This window comes from Cellvibrio sp. UBA7671 (assembly GCA_002483145.1).
In the GTDB taxonomy this organism is placed as follows: Bacteria; Pseudomonadota; Gammaproteobacteria; order Pseudomonadales; family Cellvibrionaceae; genus Cellvibrio; species Cellvibrio fibrivorans.
In genome coordinates this window covers 41,795-66,229 of record DLHJ01000019.1, presented here as the reverse complement: position 1 = coordinate 66,229, position 24,435 = coordinate 41,795, and the positions used below count along the sequence as shown (strand labels likewise).

Genomic DNA, 24,435 nt, shown 5'->3' with positions numbered 1-24,435 from the left:
CAATATGCTTACTAGCGGCACTCGCTCGAAACATATTTCGAGGGTAAAGTCCCCAGAACAGAAGGCATACCTCTAGCAACAGACGTGTTGTTACTGTCTGAGGAGCAAGACCAGTCAATACTTCCAGACACCCCGGTAGATATTGCAGTTGCAAAATCCGTCGCAGCGCCGGCTCCTGACCGCACATATGGCGTATATATCAAACTGGCATTTGCGGGTATTAAACCAACGGTGGCACTGTTGAAGGTAATTGTTATTTCTCCTGATACAGGGTCAATAAGCAACTGAGAAACATATTTGCTGGTAGCTCCAAGGCCACCACTTTGTGCGTTCCAACTATTAGCAGCTGTCCCTAAATCATTAATTGTTGCCACCCCACCGGACACATATTTTTGAGCGGCAGAAACCAAATTCATCCCTTCAGAAACCCGACCTCTCACTGTGTAATCCTGATAAGCAGGGAGCGCGATAGCAGCTAAAATACCCACAATTGAAACAACAATCATTAGCTCTATGAGAGTAAAACCTAACTGCTTTTTCATGTTTGCCTTCCCGTATCAATCAACGACAATATCTCTAAATAGAGCAATAAACTTGCCAGTAATACAGAGTAGGATAATAACTGGCGAATTCAGTTATACCGCAATTTTTTACCATCATCGACACTGTAAACATGACAATTTACGTCGATTTTAAGCAAAAAACGAATACGCCATTCACACTAATAATCCCATGGCTTTAAGCTGACATATTCAACAATTGCTGCCGTTTTCTTATTCAAGATCAGAGTCATATCCTGCCTTGAAGCTCTCAGCGGGAGATAACCGAACTCAGCTGGCGGGTACTTTTCTATAAGGCGCTCAACCTGCGCTTTACTATCGGGATTGAAGCCGATCAATTCATTGAGTTCCCGAATTTTTGCACTTACGAAAGCAGCATTATTACTGTAGCTGTCATAATATTTGGGGATATAGGCGAGATCCGCACCGCCACTTAATGCACCAAACAACAACTCCCGCCTTTCATCAGGATCATCTGGACGCCTGGCAAAAACAAGCTCGGCCCCCCACCGGGGCACTGACTTAAATTGTTCCAGCTTGGCATCAGCGAAACTTTTTGGCGTTATATCGCTGGCCTGAACCAAATCAAACCGATCGATATTGAATGCCACATAAATTGGTCGGCCCTGGTAAACAGACCGCACACCATAAAAAAGTGCTGCCAACTGAATCATGACAATAATAAAAAGGTCTCGCTTCAATTCTTTTTTGAGAGGATTAAACACAATTAAGGTAAGCAATGGCCCGAGCACCACATCAACTCCCAACACCAACAAAAAAATTGATGTAACACCCGTAGCGATATCAAGCTGATTGGGATACCACAAACCAAATACAACACCACTAAAAACCATAGCAACTAATGCCGATAGGCCAAAATGTATTAATGAGGCAATAAGACGCAGCTTCATCTAGTACTCACCGGACTACGATAATTACGCACAACAAAAAAGGCGCCGAAGCGCCTTTTCGTGCCAAATCACTAAGAATTATCTGCATTCAGCAGGCGCAAAACGTGCCAAAACGGTCCCTGCTGCAACAGGCATGTTACGCGCAGTTGCTGCAGCGGTAGTAGCTGAACCACAAGCCCAGTCCAAAGAACCCGGAGTACCTGCAGCTAATGCAGCAGCTAAAGCAATTGGGTTACCATTTGTAGTTCTGACAGATGGTGTCATTACCAAAGTATTTGCACCCGCAGCCAAACCCACAGCTGCAGCATTGTAGGTGACAGTGAACACGCCAGTAGTGTCAACACCAATCACAGAAGTTACATATTTACTGTTTGCACCGGTAGCCGATGCCTGTGCATTCCAGGTATCAACAGCAACATCAAGATCTGCCATAGTTGCTACTTCACCTACCATTTGTTTTGCACCGGCAAACAAATTCAAACCTTCTACGATACGGGTACGTACGGTGTAATCTTGATATGCAGGCAACGCAACTGCAGCCAGAATACCGATAATCGCTACTACAATCATCAATTCAATCAAAGTAAAACCTTTCTGCAATGACTTTTTCATACTAAAACTCCAAAAGATTAACGAGAAAATTAACAGAACACGAGTACTTTAAAGCAATAGCTATGCCAGCCAGCAAGAACCAGGCGCGCTTCTATGTTTAGCTGATGATAATGCCTACTTTCATCATGGCGAGCTAAACGGATCAAGAAAACCACCCACACAAATAGGCAGTATGTGACATTTTTGGTCACGCACCTACTTCATCTGGGATTCGATTCACTCAATCACCACGGCCACTACTAAGTTGCTAAAGTTAATGTACTATGAATGGTAGTTATAACCATTAACCTCATAAATGACTTACTGGCAAACACAGATGAACACACCGACCCACACAACGCTAAACGGGCTTGCACGCAGACTTGTTGCCGACAATATTCTTGAGGCAGAGCTCGCAAACAACGCAGCAGCGCAAGCCAAAAGGGACAAAATTCCACTGGCTATGCATTTGGTCAACAACGGCATTGTTGATGCCCGCACACTTGCTCGGGTTGCATCTGAGGAGTTCGGTTCACCTGTCTTCGACTTGGATGCCCTCAACAAAGATTTGCTTCCTCAAAAACTGGTAGATGACAAGTTAATACGCAAGCACCACACACTGCCCATAGCAAGACGCGGCAACCGCTTGTTTCTTGCAGTGACAGACCCAACCGACTTGCATGCTTTGGATGAAATTAAATTCAATACCGGCATTAACACAGAAGCTGTCCTGGTAGAGGCCGACAAATTACGCATAGCAATAGATAAATATCTCAATGCCCAAGAAGAGACATTAGGCGATGCATTAGGTGGACTGGATGATGACCTTGATGACCTAAATGTACAGGCTATAGATACAGCACCCACTGCAGACGATACAAATGAGGCAGATGAAGCTCCTATTGTTAAGTACATTAACAAAGTTCTATTGGATGCAATAAAAGGTGGAGCTTCCGATATTCATTTCGAGCCCTACGAGAAAAGTTATCGCATCCGATTTAGAACTGATGGAGTTCTGCATGAAATGTCACGCCCACCTGTGAATCTGGCATTTAGAATGGCAGCACGCTTGAAGGTAATGTCGCAAATGGATATTTCCGAGCGGCGCCTACCACAAGATGGACGTATTAAATTGAAAGTGTCCAAAACACGTGCGATCGACTTCCGTGTAAACACTCTGCCAACACTGTTTGGCGAAAAAATTGTACTGCGTATCCTTGACCCAAGCTCAGCGAAACTGGGGATTGATGCTCTTGGATATGAAGATGACCAGAAAAAACTCTACATGGATGCACTGGCGCAATCGCAGGGTATGATTCTGGTTACAGGGCCAACGGGTAGCGGTAAAACCGTATCGCTTTATACCGGCCTAAATATTCTTAATACCGCCGAGGTAAATATTTCAACGGCAGAAGATCCTGTGGAAATTAACTTGGAGGGCGTTAACCAGGTACAAATGAATGCTCGCGTGGGCCTTACGTTTGCAGAAGCGCTGCGCTCATTCTTGCGGCAAGACCCGGATATCATCATGGTCGGCGAGATTCGCGACTTGGAAACAGCTGAGATTGCAATTAAAGCATCGCAAACTGGTCACTTAGTGCTGTCCACCCTACACACCAACTCAGCACCAGAGACGTTGACTCGCTTGCTTAACATGGGCGTACCTGCATTTAACGTGGCTACCAGCGTAAGCCTTATTATTGCCCAACGACTCGCACGCCGTTTGTGCCCCGCGTGTAAAAAGCCTGCAACTGATATTCCGGCAGACATTCTCACTCAGGAGGGATTTGACGAAATAGGTATTCCGCGCGCAGAATTCCAGCTCTTTCACCCTGCTGGTTGTGAAAAATGCAATGGTGGCTATAAAGGGCGAGTGGGCGTATATGAAGTGGTTCGCATCACCCCCCTGATTGCCAACCTTATAATGGAAGGAGGCAATTCACTTCAAATTGCGCGTGCTGCTAAGGAAGCTGGCTTTAATAATCTTAGGGTATCCGCATTGCGCAAGACCGCAATGGGATTAACCAGCCTCGAAGAGGCCAACCGAGTCACCAAGGATTAATTCCATGGCATTAGCATCTACAACAAAATCAGCCAGCTCGTCTGCAGCAAAATCGAAAGCCGCAGTAGCAAAGGCAAAACAAATCCCAACAACCAATACCTATGTGTATAAAGGTGTAGATAAGAAAGGGAATAAGATTCAGGGCGAAATTAACGGTGGCAGCCCGACTATTGTAAAAACCCTGTTGGCTAAACAAGGGATCACTACACGATCCGTGTCGAAAAAGGCGAAGCCTTTATTCGGATCTAGTGGCAAGGCAATCAAGCCTGCAGATATAGCTATTTTTTCTCGCCAAATGGCAACTATGATGAAAGCAGGTGTGCCTCTGGTCCAAGCTTTCGATATTGTTGCCGATGGGCTAGAGAACCCTAATTTGCGCAAGCTTGTATTACAGATCCGCGATAGTGTTGCCGCTGGCGGAGGCTTTGCAAACTCACTAAGGGAACACCCCAAATACTTCGATGATCTTTTTTGCAATCTTGTCGATGCAGGAGAGCAGTCAGGTGCGCTGGAAACCATGCTGGATCGCATCGCGACTTATAAAGAAAAAACGGAAGCACTGAAAGGTAAAATCAAAAAAGCAATGACATACCCCATTGCTGTTGTCGCTGTGGCCATCATTGTAACTGGAATTTTATTGGTCAAAGTAGTACCTCAATTTGCTGCGACTTTTAGCAGCTTCGGAGCAGAGCTTCCCGCATTCACACTATTTGTATTGCACTTATCAGAGCTTGCTCAAGCTTATTGGTTCATGGTTTTAATAGGAATAATTGCATCCGTATTTGCATTCAAGGAGGGAATTAAACGATCAGCCAGTTTTGCATACGCAGTTGATAAATATATGCTGAAATTTCCTATCGTAGGCCAAATTCTATATCTTTCAGTCATGGCACGATTTGCTCGCACATTAGCTACAACATTTGCTGCAGGCGTCCCACTGATTGATGCACTGACATCGGTTGCCGGTGCGGCCGGCAATAGAATCTATTCGGATGCAATAATAAAAGTACGCGACGATGTTTCAACCGGCATACAGTTAAACACCGCTCTTAAAGCAAAAGCCATTTTCCCAACTTTACTAATTCAAATGGCTGCAATCGGAGAGGAGTCGGGGGCTCTTGATGCAATGCTAGACAAAGTTGCCATTTATTATGAGGAAGCGGTTGATAACATGGTGGACAGCCTCACATCATTACTCGAACCTATAATCATGTCAGTGTTGGGTGTACTTGTAGGCGGTCTAATGATCGCAATGTACATGCCCATATTTCAGATTGGTCAGGTTGTATAAACGTGACATTTTTTTCAGCTCTGCAAGTCTATCCACTATTGGGTTTGGCTTGCACCTTAGTTCTTGGCTTACTCGTCGGCAGCTTTTTAAACGTTGTTATTTATCGCCTGCCAAAAATGATGGAACGCGATTGGCAAAACCAATGTCGTGATTTTATAACTAATGATGGCGACATAGCCGCCCTTCCCGCAAACGATTCAAAACAGGAACCATTTAATTTGATGGTTCCTGTTTCCCGCTGTCCTCACTGCGGTCACAAGATTAAACCTTGGGAAAATATTCCAGTTATTAGCTATTTGTTCTTACGCGGTAAATGCTCCAACTGCAAAGCAGGGATCTCCGCTCGCTACCCTATAATCGAATTGGCAACCGGCTTGCTGTCTGTCGCGGTTATTTATTGTGTTGGTGTTAATTGGAGTGGAATGGCCGCGTTGATATTTACGTGGTCGCTTATAGCGTTGACCATGATTGATTTTGATACCTATCTGTTACCCGACGACATAACGCTTCCGCTGCTCTGGCTCGGCATGATAGCAAATAGTTTTGGTACATTTACCGACCTGCCCAGCGCTGTCTGGGGCGCGATAGCGGGTTATTTGGCACTCTGGTCAGTCTATAAAGTTTTTAAACTTCTAACCGGCAAAGAGGGAATGGGCTACGGCGACTTTAAATTACTTGCCGCGCTCGGAGCCTGGATGGGCTGGCAAATGTTGCCGCAAATTATTTTGTTATCGTCTCTGGTTGGTGCCGTTATTGGTATCAGCATGATTGTTATCCGCGGCCGAGATAAAAATATTCCCATCCCCTTTGGCCCCTACCTAGCTATTGCTGGCTGGATTGCATTTATCTGGGGTGACACCATAAACCAATCCTACTTAAAACTTTTTGTAACACATTAGGCTGTAAAAAAATGCCTCTGATTATTGGACTTACTGGCGGCATTGGGAGTGGTAAGTCAGAAGCCAGCAAGCGATTTGTTGAGCGCGGCATACTGGTTGTCGATGCAGATGTAGTTGCACGCGAAATAGTTGAGCCGGGCTCACCGGCATTAACACAAATTGCTGCACATTTTGGACCTGACATTCTGGATTCAACAGGCAATCTGCAACGCAGTAAACTGCGTGAAATTATCTTTTCTAATCCCACTGAAAAACGATGGCTTGAATCGCTACTCCACCCGATAATTAATACAGAGATTCGCAGGCAGCTCGCAGGGGCAATGACTGCTTACGCCATTCTTGCATCGCCGTTACTGCTGGAAACGCAGCAATTTCAGTTAGTTGACCGCATATTGGTAATCGACACCAGTGAACAACACCAACTTGAACGCGCAAGCCACCGCGATAAAAGCAATGAAGCGCAGATAAAGGCCATTATGCAAACCCAACTCTCGCGGCAGGAGCGCTGCGCGCGGGCGACTGACTTTATCCAAAACCATGGCAGTATTGATGAGCTGGATGCCCAGGTTGAAAAACTCCACCTGCTTTATCTCGAATTAGCGCAATCCACTGCAAAAACGAACTGATTATTTATGCAAAATACCACACTGAACTCTGATTTAACGTCACTCAAACTCGCTTGCCCTACGTGCAAAAATACAGTGCTATGGAATGACGAATTTCCGCACCGACCATTTTGCAGCGACCGTTGCCGTTTGATTGATTTAGGTGAATGGGCCAGTGAAAGCCACCGAATTGCGGGGGACAATCTGGATACCAATTCAGAGGATGAGACAAATCATTAACAGATTTTGCTTGTGATTGCATTGGAAATCACCACCAGGCGCTGATGCCAGCCACACCTTGTGCGCCGCAAGACTGGGCAGTTTTTATATGCTCTTCACCTACACCGCCCAACGCATAAACCGGAATATTGGCTAGCTCGACCAAAGCAGAAAATGACTCCCACCCAAGCAACTTGGCAGATGGATGTGAATCTGTCGGTAATACGGGCGATAAAAGTAAATAATCAGCTCCAATATTTTGCGCATGCACAATCTCTTCAGCGTTGTGGCAAGAAACACCAAACAATACGTCCTGCCCAACCGGGCGCGCATTAATTTCTGCCGCATGATGGCGATTGAGATGTAATCCTAATTTTTTTTCCGCAAGGGAATGAGCTAGGTGATTAAATTCCGCAAGCGAACTATTAATTACCAAACGTGCATTTGATTGGTTGACCGCGTGAATTGCTTCATCCAATAAGGATTTATGCGTATTCACACAAAAATCAGCAACACGGAATTGCACTATACGAAGGTCCATCGCCAAAACGCGATTCAGGCGCACCATAAAATCAACGCTATTAAGATAAGCCCCCGTAATCGCATATTTTTCCGGCAAATTAATTGCTGAAATAATGGGTCGATTAGCTGCAGGAAACGCAAATTTGTTCAGCTCTTTAGCATCAACCCACTGGATTGGTTGACCTTCGTTGCCGACAGGAGTGCCCAGAAATTGGGTGATTTTATGGACATCAAGCAGAACGGATTTATCAGGGTAATGGTGGCGAATATGAATCAATGGTTGACTGGCAAGCACATCAATCGCGAGCTCTTCGTACAACTCACGCACAAGTGCGCGCTCGATGGTCTCACCCGCATCAACCTTACCGCCAGGAAACTCCCACAAGCCACCTTGGTGAGCGCTCAACGGGCGTTTGGCTATAAGAATTTTGCCGTCGGCATTAACGATAACTCCGACAGCAACACGAACTAATTTAGCCACGATAATCTACAAAAAACTAAGAGCGATAGTCAGCATTAATGCGAACATATTCATATGAGAGGTCAGTAGTCCATACCGTTTCTGCAAACTCACCACGGCCCAAATTGATATTAATTGCGATATCAGGCTGGCTCATTACTGCCTGCCCTTGCTCTTCTGTATAGGTTTTTGCACGGCCACCATGCTCAACAATCAGCGTATCGTTTAGGTGAACACGAACCTTTGTTGCATCCAAACCCGGAACACCAGCATAACCAATTGCCGCCACAATGCGCCCCCAGTTAGGATCAGAAGCAAAGAGCGCAGTTTTAATCAGCGGTGAATGCGCCACGGCGTAGGCAACATCCAGACACTCATCGCGATTGGCGCCACCACTGACTGCAACAGTTACGAATTTGGTTGCACCTTCACCATCACTCACAATACTTTTGGCAAGATGGATGTGTGCAGCAATAATAACGTCGCGCAATTTTTCATAAAATTCACCGCTTGCTTGATTGATCTCAGGCAGATCCACTTGACCTGTGGCCATTAAAATACACGAGTCGTTAGTAGATGTATCACCATCAATTGTGATGCGATTGAATGATTTATCAGCGGCTTCACGCGCTAATTCTTGCAACAACGCTTGTGAGACTTTTGCATCAGTTGCGATATAACCCAGCATAGTTGCCATATTGGGTTTAATCATACCGGCACCTTTAGATATGCCGTTTACTGTAATAATCTTGCCCTGATATTCAAATTGCTGGCTGAAACCTTTGGGGCGGGTATCAGTAGTCATAATACCTGCGCCGGCGTCATCCCAGCCATTTTCATTCGCTTTTTCCAACGCCTCTGGCACTACAGCAATAATTTTTTGCACTGGCAACGGCTCACCGATAACGCCGGTTGAAAACGGCAGCACCTGCTCAGGTTTAACACCTTTTAACTGTGCAATCGCAGCACAAGTGGCCTTTGCATCAAGCAGGCCTTGCTCACCAGTACAGGCGTTAGCGTTACCTGAATTAATAACTAAAAAGCGAATCGGCGCAGCAGCAAGGTGCTCCCTGCATACCGTAACCGGCGCTGCGCAAAATGCATTTTTAGTGAACACTCCGGCAACAGCACTGCCTTCAGCGAGTTCAAATAAAACCACATCGCGACGCCCCACTTTTTTGATACCCGCACTCACAGCGGTTAACTTCACACCCTTTACAGGATGCATGTGCGGAAAAGGATATTCACCAACTGCCATAATATGAATCTCGATATTTGTTCATGACCAGGTTGTTTCGATCAACACGACTTAAATACACAGAGCCTCGCAATTGCGAGGCTCTGGCAGTAAACATTATTCTAAAGAACCGTGACAACTTTTGTATTTTTTACCAGAGCCACAAGGACAGGGATCATTGCGCCCGATCTTACGCCCTTCGCGCACCACTTGCGCACGAGGAGCTGCTGCTTGTGGCTCCTCTGGCTGCCCAAGCGCAGAAAGCTCATCGTGGCGCAACTGCATTTTTTGACGTGCCAATTCTTCGCGACGCTGATTCTCCATCTCTTCCATTTGTTCGCGCGAAATCGGCTCAACACGCGCCATCAAATGGACAGTCTCTCGCTTCACAGTCATCAATAAACTTTGGAAAAGTTCGAACGCCTCACGTTTGTATTCTTGCTTTGGATTTTTTTGCGCATACGAACGCAAGTTAATCCCCTGACGCAGATGATCCATAGTAGCGAGGTGATCTTTCCACGCATTGTCAAGCACTTGCAGCATAACCTGCTTTTCAATTTCCAGCATTATCTCGCCAACACGCTCACATTTCGCATCATAGACACCCTGTATTTCTGACAGAATTTTCTTGCGCAAAGTTTCTTCATGCAAACGAGTGTCTTCTTCCAACCATTTGGCAATAGGCAAGCGCAAACCAAAGTCGGTTTCAATTTGCTTTTCCAAACCAGGAACGTCCCATTGATCTTCAATGGATTGTGGCGGAATAAATCCATTCACCAAATCATCTACCACTTCTTCGCGAACTGCAGTGATGGTTTCGCGGATTGAGTCGGCATCCAATAATTCATTGCGCTGATGATAAATAATTTGACGCTGATCGTTAGCTACATCATCAAATTCAAGCAGTTGTTTACGAATATCAAAGTTGCGGCCTTCAACTTTACGCTGGGCTTTTTCGATAGCGTTATTCACCATGCGATGCTCGATTGCCTCACCCTTTTCCATACCCAATGCTTGCATAAAATTACGCACGCGCTCGGAGGCAAAGATACGCATTAAATTATCTTCCAGTGACAAATAAAAACGCGTAAGACCGGGGTCACCCTGACGACCGGCACGACCGCGCAACTGGTTGTCTATGCGGCGCGATTCATGACGCTCAGTACCGATAATGTGTAAACCACCGGCAGCCAGCACAGTTTCATGGCGAATTTTCCACTCAGCTTTAACAGCCTCAATCTGCTCTGGTGTTGGGTTTTCAAGCTTGGCCACATCAGATTCCCAACGTCCACCCAATACAATATCAGTACCGCGACCAGCCATGTTCGTTGCAATTGTCACAGTCGCTGGGCGACCAGCCTGCGCAATAATTTCAGCTTCCTGTGCATGGAATTTTGCATTGAGCACTTGATGTTTAATGCCTGCAGCAGTCAAACGACGCGACATTTCTTCTGAAGTTTCAATCGATGCGGTACCCACCAAAATGGGGGCATTTTTCGCTTGGAACAATTTAATATCTTCAACAATTGCGAGATATTTTTCTTCGAGCGACAGGAAAACCTTATCGTTCATATCCAAACGCAATACAGTTTTGTTTGTAGGAATTACCACCACATCCAAGCCATAAATTTCACGGAATTCATAAGCTTCGGTATCTGCGGTACCGGTCATACCGGACAAGGTTGGATAGAGACGGAAGTAGTTTTGGAATGTAGTTGATGCAAGAGTCTGGCTCTCACTTTGAATCGCAACGCCTTCTTTGGCTTCAATCGCCTGATGAAGACCTTCCGACAAGCGACGACCGGGCATGGTACGACCAGTGTGCTCATCAATTAATACCACCTGTCCTTCCTGAACGATGTATTCCACATTCAGATGGAAAAGTGCATGAGCGCGCAGAGCAGAGTTAACATGATGCAATAGCGACAGATTATTCGCCGCATAAAGATTTTGATCGGGCTGTAACAAGCCCGCTTGAATCAATAAATCTTCTACTTTTTGATGGCCATCTTCCGTTAGTTCAACCTGACGCGATTTTTCATCAACACTAAAATGGCCTGGGTCAGTAATAACGCGACGATCACCGTCTTCACCGTTATCAATCTGGCGTTTCAGTTTTAATACTAACTGATTAACACGCTTATACATTTCCGCACTATTTTCTGCTGCGCCGGAAATAATCAGCGGTGTTCTCGCTTCATCAATAAGAATCGAATCCACTTCGTCGATCACAGCGAAATTAAGATCGCGCTGAACCTTATCGCGCTTACTCAACGCCATGTTATCGCGTAGATAATCAAAACCATATTCATTGTTGGTGCCGTAAGTAACATCAGCAGCATACGCAGCTCGCTTAACCGCTTGTGGCTGCATGGATTGAATGACACCAACCGTCATTCCCAAGAATTCATAGAGCGGCATCATCCAGTTGGCGTCACGGCTTGCGAGGTAATCGTTCACGGTAACAATGTGTACACCTTTACCTGCCAAAGCATGAAGATAACTCGGCAGTGTAGACACCAAGGTTTTACCTTCACCGGTACGCATCTCTGCAATGCGGCCTTCGTGCAAAGTCATACCACCAATCATCTGCACATCAAAATGACGCATACCTAACACACGGCGTCCTGCTTCACGCACGGTTGCAAACGCTTCCGGCAACAATTGGTCGAGGGTTTCACCCTTTTGATAACGTTCGCGAAATTCTGCTGTCTTTGCCTTGAGCTGCTCATCACTGAGCTTTTGCATATCCGGCTCAAGTGCATTAATACGCATCACAACTTTATTCATGCGCTTTAATTCACGCTCATTTTTTGAACCAAAAACTGCTTTGATTAACTTACCGATCATTTTTTAATACCGTGAAAATCCAATAGACTGAATAAATTTTGCTCAGCGAATACAGGCAAAACAACCTGAATGTGCCTGAAGGCAAGGCTGGCAAGTAAATAGGAAGGTGCTAACTAAAGCAAGTGTGAAATCTGCTGTCAGCTGGAGGGAAAAACTTAGCGGTTGGTGCGGCGGATATAACTGGCAGGATCGACCACGCGGCCATTTTTATAAACTTCAAAGTGGACATGGGGTGCTGTCGATCGCCCGGTCGACCCCGACAGGGCAATCACTTGCCCTTTTTTTACGACGTCACCTGCCTTAACAAGATTAGAGGTGTTATGCGCATAGCGGGTAACCAAACCATCGCCGTGTTTGATCTCAACCATGTTGCCATATTCAGGATGGCGGCCGGACCAATTGACAATACCTGCGGCAACCGTACTGACTTTACTGCCTTTGCGAGCAGTGAAATCTATCCCCGAATGAAACTCGGTCTTGCCCGTGAAGGGATCTTTGCGATAACCATAGCGCGACGAAACCCATGCATTGGCAACAGGCGCACCGGAAACCAAAGTCTCCTGCTGTAAGCTGCGGTTGGTAAGCAATGCTTCTATGGTATTGAGTTGTTGCTCGCGGCTGTCGACTTGTTGGGATAGCTGATCTATTGCAGCAAAAAAATCGGGGGTGGCGTAAAGAGTATCCGGACTCGCTTTGGAGGGGCCACCAAGTGCAGGGACTTGGCTGAAATCAAATTCCCCCTGCTCCAGGTTGGCAGCCGAGGTGAGCTTTTCACCAAGGGCATCAAGCCGCATCAAGCGCGCCTGCAATTCTCCCATCTTACTCGTCAGCGCCGCTATCTGTGCTTCGGAGGCTTCACGCTCCTGTTCAATTTCAGATTCACGTGCAGAAAGAATATCCATCCAAGCTTTGGTGTCAGTATTAAAGAAGCCATCGCGCTCGTCAGATACCAGCCAGCTATAACCCCAAGCGCCAACAAAGGTGGGAATCCCCAGCAGACATACGGACAGGAACGCACGAGTCCACCCACCCAGGGTAAAACTGCGAGCCTGCGCATGATCTTTGTTGACGATAATAATCTTCATTCAGAAATCTACTTTTTTATAGGTTAAAAAACCGTTCGCTTCGGGCTTTACCCGATAGGATTTTCGATAAAAATTTCGACTTTCAGATCGCGGCTCACTTCCAGGCGAGACGCAGTTTGACATCCAATAAAAACACTTTCAGGTTATTGAGCTGCTAATAAAAAGTGTTTTAAAACAGCCAGTTACACAAATTTCACGAAGGAAATATGGCAGTGCGGAAATTCCTTGCAACACACCCAAACGAGTGCATGTCCGAAATATCGCACAGATAGGAAGGTTTTAACAAGTAGAAATTTAGGCAGCGTTCACAAAACGAACACTGCGCCAAATGGAATCAAGCTGCCGCTATGGGCTGCATATAAGTAATAGGTAATTGCTGGTTTTCCTCAAATGTGACCAACTCCCAGGCATCCGGCTGCTCAATTAGCAATCGCAATGCCCGATTATTTAATGAATGCCCCGACTTATGCGCCTTGTATTCGCAGATCAAACTATTACCCAGCATGTATAAATCGCCGATGGCATCCAGCACCTTGTGCTTCACAAACTCGTCTTCAAAACGCAGGCCATCCTCGTTAAGAATCTTGTATTGATCCACCACAATCGCGTTATCCATACTGCCGCCACGAGCCAAGCCTTTGGAGCGCAAATATTCAATCTCATGCATAAACCCAAAGGTGCGTGCACGGCTGATGTCTTTCACAAAGGTCGAGCTGGAGAACTCAAGTTCAGTTTGCGGGCGACGATCTTTAAATACGGGATGATCAAACTCGATAGAAAAAGACACTTTGAAGCCATCAAAAGGGATAAAACTGGCGAACTTGTCGCCATCCCTCAAGGATACTTCCTTTTTAATGCGGACGAATTTTTTAGGCGCATTCTGTTCCTGGACACCGGCAGATTGAATCAAAAACACAAAGGGACCGGCGCTGCCATCCATGATCGGAATTTCAGGCGCATTTAATTCGACAATCGCATTATCAATACCCAACCCGGCCATAGCCGACATCAAGTGTTCAACAGTTGAAACACGGACGTCATCTTTGATCAGGCAGGTAGAAAGTGTCGTTTCTCCTACATTTTTCGCGGTTGCTTTGATCTCTACCGGCGGATTCAAATCCACACGGCGAAAGACTATGCCCGTATCAACGGGGGCTGGCAAAAGGGTCAGATGGATCTGATCCCCTGTATGCAAACCGACACCGGTAGTACGTATCGCATTTTTAAGCGTGCGCTGTTTGATCATTTTCTACCCCTTACTCGTCTTACCGTTTCAACACCGCACAGCAGGTACGGCTTGATTTTCATGGGCATGTTACCAATCAGGGAAACTACCAACCAGTTAAAACTGGCAATCTCCCCTATAGCCAAAAGCCGATTAATCCGCCTGACGACGCAGGAAAGCAGGAATATCAAGATATTCCAATTCCTTATCACCCAAAGGTGCAGCCAAAGCAGCCGCGTTGGATGAATGCGCGTTAGCACGCAGATGTGCAGGGCGATCAAGCGCTGCATAATCTACGGGTGGAGTTGCCGGACGACGGGTATTGTCGATCACTTTGGTTGGCGCTGGTTTTACTTCCTTCGCCGCCGCAGCCGCTTTTGCAATCCCCAAACCCGTTGCAACCACAGTAACGCGCAGCTCGTTAGTCATTTCAGGATCGATAACCGTGCCCACGACCACAGTCGCATCACCTGAAGCAAATTCTTCAATGATGCTGCCCACTTCAGAGTACTCACCCAAAGACAGATCAATACCAGCGGTAATGTTAACCAGAATACCGCGCGCGCCTTGCAGGTTCACATCTTCCAGCAATGGACTGCGAATCGCCGCTTCAGCTGCTTCGCGTGCACGATTTTCACCAGTCGCACGACCGGTACCCATCATCGCCATACCCATTTCCGACATAACTGTTCTTACGTCAGCAAAGTCTACGTTGATCATACCCGGGCGAATAATCAGGTCTGCAATACCCTGTACTGCACCGAGCAATACATTGTTTGCCGCTTTGAAAGCGTCGAGTAAGCTGGTTGATTTTCCCAAAACTGACAACAATTTTTCGTTAGGAATTGTAATCAGCGAGTCAACACGTTCGCTCAGCTCTTTAATACCGGCATCCGCAATTACCATGCGCTTGCGGCCTTCGAATGGGAAAGGCTTGGTCACCACCGCAACAGTCAAAATGCCCAAGTCACGCGCGACTTCAGCAACAACTGGCGCAGCGCCCGTACCTGTACCACCACCCATACCGGCGGCGATAAATACCATATCTGCGCCGCGCAATACTTCAGCGATGCGCTCGCGATCTTCCATCGCGGCTTGACGACCGATTTCCGGATTAGCGCCAGCCCCCAGACCTTTGGTCATGGAATTGCCAAGCTGCAATACGGTGCGCGCATCTATATCTTTCAATGCTTGCGAATCGGTGTTGGCGCAAATAAATTCTACGCCTTCAATTTTACTGGCGATCATGTGTTTGACCGCGTTTCCGCCGCCACCACCAACACCGATCACTTTGATTACTGCGTTCTGATGAATGCTATCAACTAATTCAAACATGGCCACACCCCTTTTGTTTCCCTTGACTCAATCTGTGAAATAAAATTTGGTTAAAAATTGCTCTGGAATATTTTTTTGATCTTGCTAAAAATTGAACCTTGCGATTCTTTGGTCGTAGTCGATGAGCGGCTACTACCCTGTTGTTGCTTCATGGCGTAAATCAACAAACCTACACCCGTCGAATAAATGGGATTGTTTACGATATCGGATAAACCGCGAATGTTCTGTGGGGCACCGAGCCTAACGGGCATATGAAAAATTTCTTCTGCTAACTCGATAACACCTTCCATTTTGGAAGTCCCACCAGTCAATACAATCCCCGCCGCAATTAAATCTTCATAACCACTGCGACGCAGCTCTGCTTGGATCAGCGTAAATAATTCGTCGTAGCGCGGCTCAACAACTTCAGCGAGCGCCTGACGGGACAAATCGCGCGGTTGACGATCACCAACACTTGGCACTTTGATGGTCTCATCCGGGCTGGTTAATTTCGCGAGCGCACAGGCATACTTAATTTTGATTTCTTCTGCGTTAGGTGTTGGAGTGCGCAATGCCATGGCGATGTCATTGGTCACTTGATCGCCTGCAATCGGGATAACGCCAGTGTGACGAATTGCACCGTCTTTAAAAATGGCGATATCGGTGGTACCACCGCCGATATCCACTACACACACGCCTAATTCTTTTTCGTCATCGGTTAACACCGAATAGCTGGAAGCCAACTGCTCAAGAATGATGTCTTCCACTTCCAGTCCGCAGCGACGAATACACTTTTCAATATTTTGTGCCGCATTCACCGCGCAAGTGACCAAATGCACTTTGGCCTCCAGGCGCACACCTGACATACCCAAGGGTTCTTTTACGCCATCCTGGTCATCAATCAAAAACTCTTGCGGCAAAATGTGCAGGATTTTTTGGTCCGCGGGGATTGCCACTGCTTGCGCCGCATCAATTACGCGTTCCAAGTCCTGGGAAAATACTTCGCGATCGCGAATCGCCACAATACCGTGTGAGTTCAAACTGCGAATATGGCTACCGGCGATACCCGCATAAACCGAGTGAATTTGGCAACCTGCCATCAATTCTGCTTCTTCGATAGCACGTTGGATCGACAGCACGGTCGATTCAATATTCACAACCACGCCTTTTTTCAAACCATTAGAACGGTGCGAACCAATTCCAACAATTTCCAATTGTCCTTCCGGGGTGATCGCGCCAACGATAGCGACAACCTTGGATGTGCCTATATCCAGGCCTACAATCATTTTGTTGTCGCTAGCGTTTGCCATTCATAAACCTCATTTGCCAGTAGTGAGCCAATTCAAGCAACTGGCGATTTTCTTGTTCAATTAATCTGTGGAGTATTCGGAGCCGCTGGACTAGGTAGCTTTACTTGAGCTTGGCTTTTTATGTACTTTTTTGCCGTTGCCGAGTCAGCTACCCAACGCACTGCAACTCCATTTGTGTATCGTAAATCTATTGCTTTTACATCCAACCAAACATTACTTAAATGCGTGTCGTATACAGTAACAAATCTACGCATTTTTTCCATCACTTGATCGCGTCCAAGTGCAATTTCTACGTGATTTTTTATCGTTAATCGCCATGATTTTTTGTTATCGCACTTTAATGCGATAACTTCCAACCCACGTGAACGCAAAAGTTGGGATAAATCCTGATATTGCTGCAAAATTTCCGGTGCATCGGCTTCACTTCCTTGCAACCAAGGCAAGCCGGAAAGTTTGCTTGCTTCATCAACAAGGACAATTTCTCCACGCTGATTTAAAAATCCATCACCCCAGCGGGCAATTGGCTTTTGTTCAGAAATCTTAACGACCAAGGTATCCGGCCAGCGACGATTCAACGTCACTTTTTCTACCCAGGGATCACCTAGCAACGCATTTTTCAGCTGCATCAAATCCAACTGCAAAAAATCGCCATCGATTTCATTGCCGATCAGCTCAGTCGCACGCTGTTTGGTGATGAAATTAAAATCGCCTTCCACAACTACACTTTTAATTGGCCGCTCAAATACTTTGGCAACGGGACCACTGACCCAATAAATCCCGAAACACAGCCCAATCACAAAAATAACTGCACCTAATTTGCGATTGACCCAAGAGAAGTTCCATTTTTGCCAAAACTTCTTTTCAGCGCGCCCTGTTTTTTGTCTCGTTTCACGCTCCCTGCGCCCTTGAGGTGATGCCTTGGTATAACCGCGCTCACGTTTTACCGTTCCATCTTGTGGGGCAACCGGCAAATCCGGTGGAACATAACGCGATGATGGACTATCCAGTAACACATCGCGCACTATTCGGCTGGTCGCTACAGATTCACTGCGACTATCGCGCGCAGTTTCAGCGGCGCGATTGCGGCGCGTCGATTTTGCCACCTCGGCATCGTCTCGCTCGTTACCAATCCTCGGTTCGATGCGCTCGCCTTTCATATCACGCATGTTTATTCACATAGCCACTGCGCATTTATACTTTCACCGCGAGGCTTGCGCGCAAAACGGTGAGCACCAACTCTGCAAATGACAACCCAATCGCTTTTGCTGCCATAGGGACCAAACTGTGGCTGGTCATACCCGGTGCGGTATTGACCTCTAACAGATAAAAGTTTTGCTGCGCATCTGCCATCACATCGACGCGCCCCCATCCGCGACAACCCACCGTAGTAAAAGCATTAAGTGCGAGCGTTTTTAATTCCTGTTCTTTTTCAGCAGGCAAACCACAGGGGCAAAGGTAGCGAGTATCGTCGGCAATATATTTCGCATTGAAATCATAAAACGTGTGATCAGTTTCCAACTTAATCGGTGGCAGAGCCTCACCATCCAAAATCGCAACTGTGTATTCAGCTCCCACAATCAAGCGTTCCACCAACACACTGCCTTGGTATTGCGCGGCTTTTTGAAACGCAAGCTCCAGATCTGAAGCATTATTCACCCGAGACATGCCAATGCTTGAACCTTCATTGGCCGGTTTCACCATGACTTCACCGCCCAGAGTTGCCAGTACTTTTGCAAAATCAGAACCCTGGGTTAGTACCGCAAATTCCGGTGTAGGTAAACCTTGCACCCCATTGATATCTACGCCGCGCCACAATTGTTTAGTACGCAACTTATCCATCGCCAACGCCGATGAAGCAACATCACTGCCGGTGTAAGGAATATTTAAAAATTCGAGCAGCGCCTGAATACGGCCATCTTCACCACCAGGGCCATGCAAAATCAGAAACGCGCGATCAATATTTGCAGCCTTAATATCTGCAATAATGTTATCGCCCACATCAATAGCAACATGTTCAACACCCGCTTCAACTAAAGCAGCGATAACCGCCGCACCGCTTTGCAGGGAAATTTCACGTTCAGCCGACAAACCACCAAAGAGCACACCTACGCGGCCCAATTGTTTTTTCAATGTTTCACTGATCGGCAGAGTTACTGCTTGCATCACTTGATTAACCTCTAACGCAATTGTCGTTTTGCTAATTCAGGGGAGAGAACACCCACATTACCTGCGCCTTGTGTGATCACTATGTCACCCGCGCGCACTATGTCTTTCACTATTGCCGGAACGCCATCAACCGTTTCCACGAAAATGGGTTCGATAACACCGCGCGCACGAATACTACGGCAGAGATGGCGACTGTCAGCCCCGGGAATCGCATCTTCACCTGCGCTATAGACTTCCAACATAATCAGCGCATCCGCCGTCGAAAGTACTTCAACAAAATCTTCATACAGATCGCGCGTACGCGTGTACCTGTGTGGCTGATAAATCATTACCAAGCGACGCTCCGGCCAACCATCGCGCACCGCTTTAATAACGGCAGCCACTTCACGTGGGTGATGGCCGTAATCATCGACCAACATTGCTTCGCCGTCGCCCACCGGAAAATTACCGTAGACTTGAAAGCGGCGGCCAACACCTTGAAAGTTTTCAAGGCCAGATTGAATTGCTTCGTCACTAATACCTTCATCGGTTGCTACTGCAATTACCGCCGTTGCATTCAATACATTGTGAATGCCAGGAATATTGATGCGGATATGCAATGGTTTGTCGTGCCCTGGACGAAGCACATCAAACTCGGAATGCATTTTGTCTTGCTTGATATTGATCGCCCGGAAATCGCAATGATCGCCAAAACCGTAAGTCAGAATCGGGCGCGACACTTCCGGAATAATGTCGCGAATCACGGGGTCTTCGCCGCAGAGTACTGCCAAGCCGTAAAACGGCAGGTTGTGTAAAAATTCGATAAAGGTTTTTTTCAACTTGGAAAAATCGCCACCATAGGTTTCCATATGGTCAGCGTCGATATTAGTAACAATTGCGACCATTGGCTGTAAATGCAAAAACGATGCGTCGCTTTCATCGGCTTCAGCAACCAAATAACGGCTCGCACCTAATTGTGCATTGGTACCTGTGCTATTGACCAAGCCGCCAATAATAAACGTTGGATCCTGTTTTGCCGCCGCAAGAATTGATGCGAGCAAACTGGTAGTGGTGGTTTTGCCATGGGTGCCCGCTACTGCAATACCGTGGCGATAGCGCATCAACTCGCCCAGCATTTCCGCGCGGCGCACGATTGGGATACGCAATTCGCGCGCCCCCAGCATTTCCGGATTGCTCGCATTCACTGCGCTGGAATTCACCACGACATCCGCACCGCGAACATTATCTGCTGAATGGCCAATAAATACCGTCGCGCCCTTACTGACCAAACGCTCGGTAACGCTGGACGCTTTAATATCAGAACCGGAAATTTCATAGCCCTGATTCAACAACACTTCAGCGATGCCACTCATACCTGCACCGCCAATTCCAATAAAATGAATACGGCGAATACGGCGCATTTCTGGAACACAATGACCTATGGACGTGTGTGTAGATTTATCCACGGGCTACCTCCTCACAAATATCAGCCACTTGCACAGCAGCATCAGGCTTGGCCAATTGCTGCGCTTTTTCCGCCATCGACATCAAGTGATTGCGGTCAGCTAATTCGGTTAACAACAAAGCAGCTAATTTTGCTGCCGTTAAATCTTTTTGCACCAGCGCGATACCAGCACCGGCTTCGGTTAAATTTTTTGCATTAAATGTCTGGTGATCATCAATCGCACTCGGCAATGGAATTAATATAGAGGCAACACCAGCCATCATTAATTCCGATACAGTTAACGCACCTGCACGGCAAATCACTACATCAGCCCAGGCATAAGCAGCCGCCATGTCATCAATAAACTCGGTGACTTTGGCATTGACTTGATGCTGCATATATAGAGCCGTCGTCGCTTCCGCATGACCTTTACCAGTTTGATGCCAGACTTGTGGACGTGCATCGAGCGGCAGTTCTGCCAACGCTTTCGGCACCAACTCGTTGATCGCTTTTGCACCCAAACTGCCGCCAACAACTAACAGTTGTAACGGCAGCTTTTGTTGCGCCTTTTCAGCGTACCGATCTTGTACGGCAGAAAGATTTTTGATCTGTTCACGCACCGGATTGCCGACAACCTGCTCACTACCAGCATCACCAAAAGCATTAGGAAATGCAGCGAGCACTTTATTTGCAACCTTTGTAAGCAAACGATTGGTTGTTCCTGCTACTGCATTTTGCTCATGAATAACCAAAGGTATACCGGATAATTTTGCTGCTAACCCACCAGGGCCAGATGCAAAGCCACCAAAACCTAAGACTACATCCGGTTTAATCTGGCGCATGACACCCAAGGCTTGCAGCAATGCATACATAATCAGGAATGGTGCCTTTACTAGTCCGATCAGACCGCGACCGCGCACACCCTCTACTTTAATAAGATGCAATTTGATATTTGCTGCAGGAACCAAACGATTTTCTATTCCGCGCCCAGTTCCTAACCAATTGATCGTTGCACCGCGCGTGCGCAATTCCTCGGCTACAGCCAATGCGGGAAACACATGGCCACCGGTACCACCGGCCATGATTAACACCGAGAGATTTTTTGCGGCAGGGGTATTCATGTCGCCGCCTCCACCAAACTTCTACGGGGAGTTTTTGCAACTTCCGGCACGGCAGGAACATATCCAGCAAGTTCCCATTGGACGCGCATTACAAATGCCATTAACACGCAACAAATTAACAAGCTACTGCCACCGTAACTAATAAAAGGCAAGGTCAGACCTTTTGTCGGGAGTAACCCTGAGGAAACGCCCATATTGATAAAGACCTGGAACGAAAACAAAATCGCAATACCAAATGTGGCTAAAGCCGGGAACATTTTTCCAGCGGCTAAATTTTGTTTAGCCACATTAAAAATACGCAGGATCAACGCAGCGAATATGCCCAATAAAACAATCGCACCAATCAGACCAAATTCTTCCGCGATAATTGCAAAAATAAAATCGGTGTGCGCTTCAGGTAAAAAGAACAGCTTTTGCAAACTATTACCCAAGCCCAGCCCAAACCATTCACCCCGGCCAAAACCAATCAGCGACTGGGTGAGTTGGTAGCCGGTATTAAATTGGTCAGCCCAAGGGTCAAGGAAGGTAATCAAACGCTGCATACGGTAAGGGGAAAGTACAGCAACAGCTGCCAAGCCACCGACACCGATAACAATTAATAGCAGGAAGTGCAGCATGCGCACACCGGCAATAAACATCATGGCGAATACGGTTGCACTCAAGACTACCGAGCTACCAAAGTCTGGCTCCAACAACAATAAGCCCACAAATACACCGACAACCATTAAGGGCTTCAGAAAACCTTGCCAGCCAAAATGTAATTCTTGATAACGGCGCGCAAAGAAACTGGCAAAAAATACCACTGCACAAAATTTGGCGATCTCAGACACTTGAATGGATATCACACCAAGACTGAACCAGCGCTGGCTTCCATTCACTTTTTTACCAATACCGGGAATCAATACAATTACCAGCAAGAAAAAAGTGAGTAATAAAAAATGTCCTGAATAACGCTGCCATACACTCATTGGTACACACACCACAAACATCGCTAGCACGATACCGAGCAACATATACACCGCGTGGCGTTTGGCAAAAAACCAGGCATCGTTATAGGTCAGCGCCGCAAAAGAAACTGAAGCGGAAGCCACCATAATCAAACCAATTGACATAAGTGCTAACCATAAGCACAACAACGGCCAATCGATACGTTGGCTCAGGGGCAATTGATTGAAATGGGTGGTCGCGTTAATCATGATGCAACTAACTCCTGCACGGCGAGGCAGAATTTTTCACCACGATCTTCATAGTTTTTAAACATATCGAAACTGGCGCAAGCGGGAGACAACAACACTGCATCGCCAGATTTTGCAGCTGTGAAGGCTTTGTTGACCGCATCTTGCATTGAATCGGCATAAATAATTCTCGCCGCATCACCAATAGCCTCGGCAATAATCGGTGCATCGCGACCAATTAAAACGACTTTGCTATTAATTGAGCGCAAGGCAGGCGTCAACTCAGTAAAATCCTGCCCTTTACCTTCGCCACCCAAGATAACGATTAATTGTTGTGGGTCGCGCGCCAAGCCCTGGATAGCTGCAAGGGTTGCGCCTATGTTGGTGCCTTTGGAATCGTTATAAAATTCCACTGCATTTTTTTCTGCGACATATTCGCAGCGGTGACGCAAACCACTAAACGATTTCAAGGTGGCAAGCATGGCATCCATAGGAATGCCTGCTGCATCCCCCAATGCCAAGGCGGCAAGCGCGTTATCGACATTATGGCGACCACGAATTTTCAATTCTTTTGTTGCCATTAATGGCGTAAGATTTTTTGCGAGAAATTCACCATCACTATCTTGAATCAAACCGAAGCTGCCAAAGTCGGCATTACCACCAAAATAAACAGGTTTAACACCCGCAGCCAAAGGTGGATGGGTCAGAATGTCTTTGCGATTTACCACAATATGCTCAGCACCAAAATACACGCGCAACTTCGCAAGAATGTAAGCGCGCATGTTTTCGTAACGATCCAGATGATCAGCACTGAGATTTAAAATGGTGGCCACTTTGGCATTGAGCTTAGTAACCGTCTCCAATTGGAAACTGGATAATTCCATTACATAAAGTTCAACTGCATCATTTAGCAACTCCAGTGCTGGTGTACCCAAGTTGCCGCCCACGGCAACATTCATGCCTGCCACCTTAGCCATCTCACCCACTAGCGTTGTAACTGTACTTTTGGCATTGGACCCAGTAATCGCGACAATCGGTGCTTTCGCCGCGCGCACAAATAATTCGATATCACCAACAACAGAAATGCCCGCAGCTTTGGCTTGCTCAATTGCCGGAGTTGCAATTGCCACACCGGGGCTGACAATAATTTCATCGCATGCCAACAAGGTGTGCAGATCCAATTCACCACAAATAATGGTGGCACCGGGAAACTCGTGTTTGACTTTTTCAAGATTGGGCGGATTGCTGCGCGTATCCATCAACACAAACGCCTGCCCTTGTGCCGCCAAAAAGCGCGCCACCGACAACCCGGTGATACCGGTGCCGATAATCGCTTTTACTTTACTGGTGGCAATCATTTGGCTCACTGTGTTTTCTCTCTCGCATTCTTGTTTAACAGTTAATAAATT

General features: G+C 46.8%; 21 protein-coding genes. 5 read left to right on the top strand and 16 right to left on the bottom strand.

The annotated features are described in order from the left end of the window. Positions 1 to 11 precede the first annotated feature (11 nt). The 3 genes from B4E62_RS19385 to B4E62_RS19375 form a co-directional block, all read right to left on the bottom strand. The gene (locus B4E62_RS19385) at positions 12 to 542 is read right to left on the bottom strand and encodes a pilin (RefSeq protein ID WP_331353220.1); all 531 of its coding nucleotides are present in this window, start codon (positions 540 to 542) and stop codon (positions 12 to 14) included. A 179-nt stretch (positions 543 to 721) separates the two neighbouring features. Next, a complete protein-coding gene (tfpZ, locus tag B4E62_RS19380) occupies positions 722 to 1,471 on the bottom strand; it encodes a TfpX/TfpZ family type IV pilin accessory protein (RefSeq protein ID WP_331353219.1) in 750 nt (249 codons plus the stop codon). A gap of 78 nt (positions 1,472 to 1,549) precedes the next feature. After that, positions 1,550 to 2,083 carry a pilin gene (locus B4E62_RS19375; RefSeq protein WP_331353218.1) on the bottom strand — a complete coding sequence of 178 codons (534 nt, stop codon included), beginning with the start codon at positions 2,081 to 2,083 and terminating at the stop codon, positions 1,550 to 1,552. 316 nt (positions 2,084 to 2,399) lie between these two features. On the opposite strand from B4E62_RS19375, the gene pilB reads away from it, so the two are divergent. Genes pilB through yacG form a run of 5 tightly spaced genes read left to right on the top strand, consistent with a single transcriptional unit; the run spans position 2,400 to position 7,159 of the window. After that, positions 2,400 to 4,124: a type IV-A pilus assembly ATPase PilB gene (gene pilB / locus B4E62_RS19370; RefSeq protein WP_331353217.1), complete on the top strand. Its 1,725-nt coding sequence runs from the start codon at positions 2,400 to 2,402 to the stop codon at positions 4,122 to 4,124. A 4-nt stretch (positions 4,125 to 4,128) separates the two neighbouring features. After that, entirely contained in the window at positions 4,129 to 5,415 is a 1,287-nt protein-coding gene (locus tag B4E62_RS19365; protein WP_331353216.1) for a type II secretion system F family protein, read from the top strand. Positions 5,416 to 5,417: 2 nt separating this feature from the next. Beyond that, on the top strand, positions 5,418 to 6,314 hold the full coding sequence (locus B4E62_RS19360; protein WP_331353215.1) for an A24 family peptidase: 897 nt from the start codon (positions 5,418 to 5,420) through the stop codon (positions 6,312 to 6,314). Between the two features lie 11 nt (positions 6,315 to 6,325). After that, positions 6,326 to 6,940, top strand: coding sequence for a dephospho-CoA kinase (coaE, locus tag B4E62_RS19355; RefSeq protein WP_331353214.1), 615 nt, complete (start codon positions 6,326 to 6,328; stop codon positions 6,938 to 6,940). A 6-nt stretch (positions 6,941 to 6,946) separates the two neighbouring features. Beyond that, positions 6,947 to 7,159: a DNA gyrase inhibitor YacG gene (yacG, locus tag B4E62_RS19350; protein WP_331353213.1), complete on the top strand. Its 213-nt coding sequence runs from the start codon at positions 6,947 to 6,949 to the stop codon at positions 7,157 to 7,159. 28 nt (positions 7,160 to 7,187) lie between these two features. On the opposite strand, the gene B4E62_RS19345 is transcribed toward yacG, so the two are convergent. The 13 genes from B4E62_RS19345 to murD all read right to left on the bottom strand — a co-directional run bounded on the left by B4E62_RS19345 (position 7,188) and on the right by murD (position 24,384). After that, entirely contained in the window at positions 7,188 to 8,141 is a 954-nt protein-coding gene (locus B4E62_RS19345; RefSeq protein WP_331353212.1) for a Nudix family hydrolase, read from the bottom strand. Positions 8,142 to 8,157: 16 nt separating this feature from the next. Then, positions 8,158 to 9,378, bottom strand: coding sequence for a bifunctional glutamate N-acetyltransferase/amino-acid acetyltransferase ArgJ (gene argJ / locus B4E62_RS19340; protein WP_331353211.1), 1,221 nt, complete (start codon positions 9,376 to 9,378; stop codon positions 8,158 to 8,160). A gap of 96 nt (positions 9,379 to 9,474) precedes the next feature. Beyond that, entirely contained in the window at positions 9,475 to 12,207 is a 2,733-nt protein-coding gene (gene secA / locus B4E62_RS19335) for a preprotein translocase subunit SecA (RefSeq protein WP_331353210.1), read from the bottom strand. A gap of 155 nt (positions 12,208 to 12,362) precedes the next feature. Next, the gene (locus tag B4E62_RS19330; protein WP_310075305.1) at positions 12,363 to 13,292 is read right to left on the bottom strand and encodes a peptidoglycan DD-metalloendopeptidase family protein; all 930 of its coding nucleotides are present in this window, start codon (positions 13,290 to 13,292) and stop codon (positions 12,363 to 12,365) included. A 334-nt stretch (positions 13,293 to 13,626) separates the two neighbouring features. Beyond that, complete coding sequence (gene lpxC / locus B4E62_RS19325; protein ID WP_331353209.1) at positions 13,627 to 14,538, bottom strand: UDP-3-O-acyl-N-acetylglucosamine deacetylase; 912 nt, start codon at positions 14,536 to 14,538, stop codon at positions 13,627 to 13,629. Positions 14,539 to 14,670: 132 nt separating this feature from the next. Then, positions 14,671 to 15,852, bottom strand: coding sequence for a cell division protein FtsZ (ftsZ, locus tag B4E62_RS19320; protein ID WP_331353208.1), 1,182 nt, complete (start codon positions 15,850 to 15,852; stop codon positions 14,671 to 14,673). Positions 15,853 to 15,902: 50 nt separating this feature from the next. Next, positions 15,903 to 17,141 carry a cell division protein FtsA gene (gene ftsA, locus B4E62_RS19315; RefSeq protein ID WP_310075316.1) on the bottom strand — a complete coding sequence of 413 codons (1,239 nt, stop codon included), beginning with the start codon at positions 17,139 to 17,141 and terminating at the stop codon, positions 15,903 to 15,905. Between the two features lie 56 nt (positions 17,142 to 17,197). Then, positions 17,198 to 18,307: a cell division protein FtsQ/DivIB gene (locus tag B4E62_RS19310; protein WP_310075319.1), complete on the bottom strand. Its 1,110-nt coding sequence runs from the start codon at positions 18,305 to 18,307 to the stop codon at positions 17,198 to 17,200. A gap of 25 nt (positions 18,308 to 18,332) precedes the next feature. Next, positions 18,333 to 19,304, bottom strand: coding sequence for a D-alanine--D-alanine ligase (locus B4E62_RS19305; RefSeq protein WP_331353207.1), 972 nt, complete (start codon positions 19,302 to 19,304; stop codon positions 18,333 to 18,335). A gap of 14 nt (positions 19,305 to 19,318) precedes the next feature. Continuing rightward, on the bottom strand, positions 19,319 to 20,707 hold the full coding sequence (gene murC / locus B4E62_RS19300) for a UDP-N-acetylmuramate--L-alanine ligase (RefSeq protein WP_331353480.1): 1,389 nt from the start codon (positions 20,705 to 20,707) through the stop codon (positions 19,319 to 19,321). Positions 20,708 to 20,744: 37 nt separating this feature from the next. Continuing rightward, positions 20,745 to 21,851: an undecaprenyldiphospho-muramoylpentapeptide beta-N-acetylglucosaminyltransferase gene (murG, locus tag B4E62_RS19295; RefSeq protein ID WP_331353206.1), complete on the bottom strand. Its 1,107-nt coding sequence runs from the start codon at positions 21,849 to 21,851 to the stop codon at positions 20,745 to 20,747. Continuing rightward, positions 21,848 to 23,047 (bottom strand): putative lipid II flippase FtsW, encoded by a 1,200-nt coding sequence (gene ftsW, locus B4E62_RS19290; RefSeq protein WP_331353205.1) that lies wholly within the window; start codon positions 23,045 to 23,047, stop codon positions 21,848 to 21,850. Before ftsW ends, murG begins: the two co-directional genes overlap by 4 nt. After that, positions 23,044 to 24,384: a UDP-N-acetylmuramoyl-L-alanine--D-glutamate ligase gene (murD, locus tag B4E62_RS19285; protein ID WP_331353479.1), complete on the bottom strand. Its 1,341-nt coding sequence runs from the start codon at positions 24,382 to 24,384 to the stop codon at positions 23,044 to 23,046. Before murD ends, ftsW begins: the two co-directional genes overlap by 4 nt. Positions 24,385 to 24,435 lie beyond the last annotated feature (51 nt).

Bases quoted from the DNA above. Each gene is read 5' to 3' on its own strand.
- B4E62_RS19365 (WP_331353216.1), top strand. From the start codon at position 4,129: ATGGCATTAGCATCTACAACAAAATCAGCCAGCTCGTCTGCAGCAAAA.
- argJ (WP_331353211.1), bottom strand. From the start codon at position 9,378: ATGGCAGTTGGTGAATATCCTTTTCCGCACATGCATCCTGTAAAGGGT.
- ftsZ (WP_331353208.1), bottom strand. From the start codon at position 15,852: ATGTTTGAATTAGTTGATAGCATTCATCAGAACGCAGTAATCAAAGTG.
- B4E62_RS19305 (WP_331353207.1), bottom strand. From the start codon at position 19,304: ATGCAAGCAGTAACTCTGCCGATCAGTGAAACATTGAAAAAACAATTG.
- pilB (WP_331353217.1), top strand. From the start codon at position 2,400: ATGAACACACCGACCCACACAACGCTAAACGGGCTTGCACGCAGACTT.
- B4E62_RS19310 (WP_310075319.1), bottom strand. From the start codon at position 18,307: ATGCGTGATATGAAAGGCGAGCGCATCGAACCGAGGATTGGTAACGAG.
- ftsW (WP_331353205.1), bottom strand. From the start codon at position 23,047: ATGATTAACGCGACCACCCATTTCAATCAATTGCCCCTGAGCCAACGT.
- tfpZ (WP_331353219.1), bottom strand. From the start codon at position 1,471: ATGAAGCTGCGTCTTATTGCCTCATTAATACATTTTGGCCTATCGGCA.
- lpxC (WP_331353209.1), bottom strand. From the start codon at position 14,538: ATGATCAAACAGCGCACGCTTAAAAATGCGATACGTACTACCGGTGTC.
- secA (WP_331353210.1), bottom strand. From the start codon at position 12,207: ATGATCGGTAAGTTAATCAAAGCAGTTTTTGGTTCAAAAAATGAGCGT.
- B4E62_RS19385 (WP_331353220.1), bottom strand. From the start codon at position 542: ATGAAAAAGCAGTTAGGTTTTACTCTCATAGAGCTAATGATTGTTGTT.
- coaE (WP_331353214.1), top strand. From the start codon at position 6,326: ATGCCTCTGATTATTGGACTTACTGGCGGCATTGGGAGTGGTAAGTCA.
- B4E62_RS19375 (WP_331353218.1), bottom strand. From the start codon at position 2,083: ATGAAAAAGTCATTGCAGAAAGGTTTTACTTTGATTGAATTGATGATT.
- murC (WP_331353480.1), bottom strand. From the start codon at position 20,707: ATGCGCCGTATTCGCCGTATTCATTTTATTGGAATTGGCGGTGCAGGT.
- yacG (WP_331353213.1), top strand. From the start codon at position 6,947: ATGCAAAATACCACACTGAACTCTGATTTAACGTCACTCAAACTCGCT.
- murD (WP_331353479.1), bottom strand. From the start codon at position 24,384: ATGATTGCCACCAGTAAAGTAAAAGCGATTATCGGCACCGGTATCACC.
- B4E62_RS19330 (WP_310075305.1), bottom strand. From the start codon at position 13,292: ATGAAGATTATTATCGTCAACAAAGATCATGCGCAGGCTCGCAGTTTT.
- murG (WP_331353206.1), bottom strand. From the start codon at position 21,851: ATGAATACCCCTGCCGCAAAAAATCTCTCGGTGTTAATCATGGCCGGT.
- ftsA (WP_310075316.1), bottom strand. From the start codon at position 17,141: ATGGCAAACGCTAGCGACAACAAAATGATTGTAGGCCTGGATATAGGC.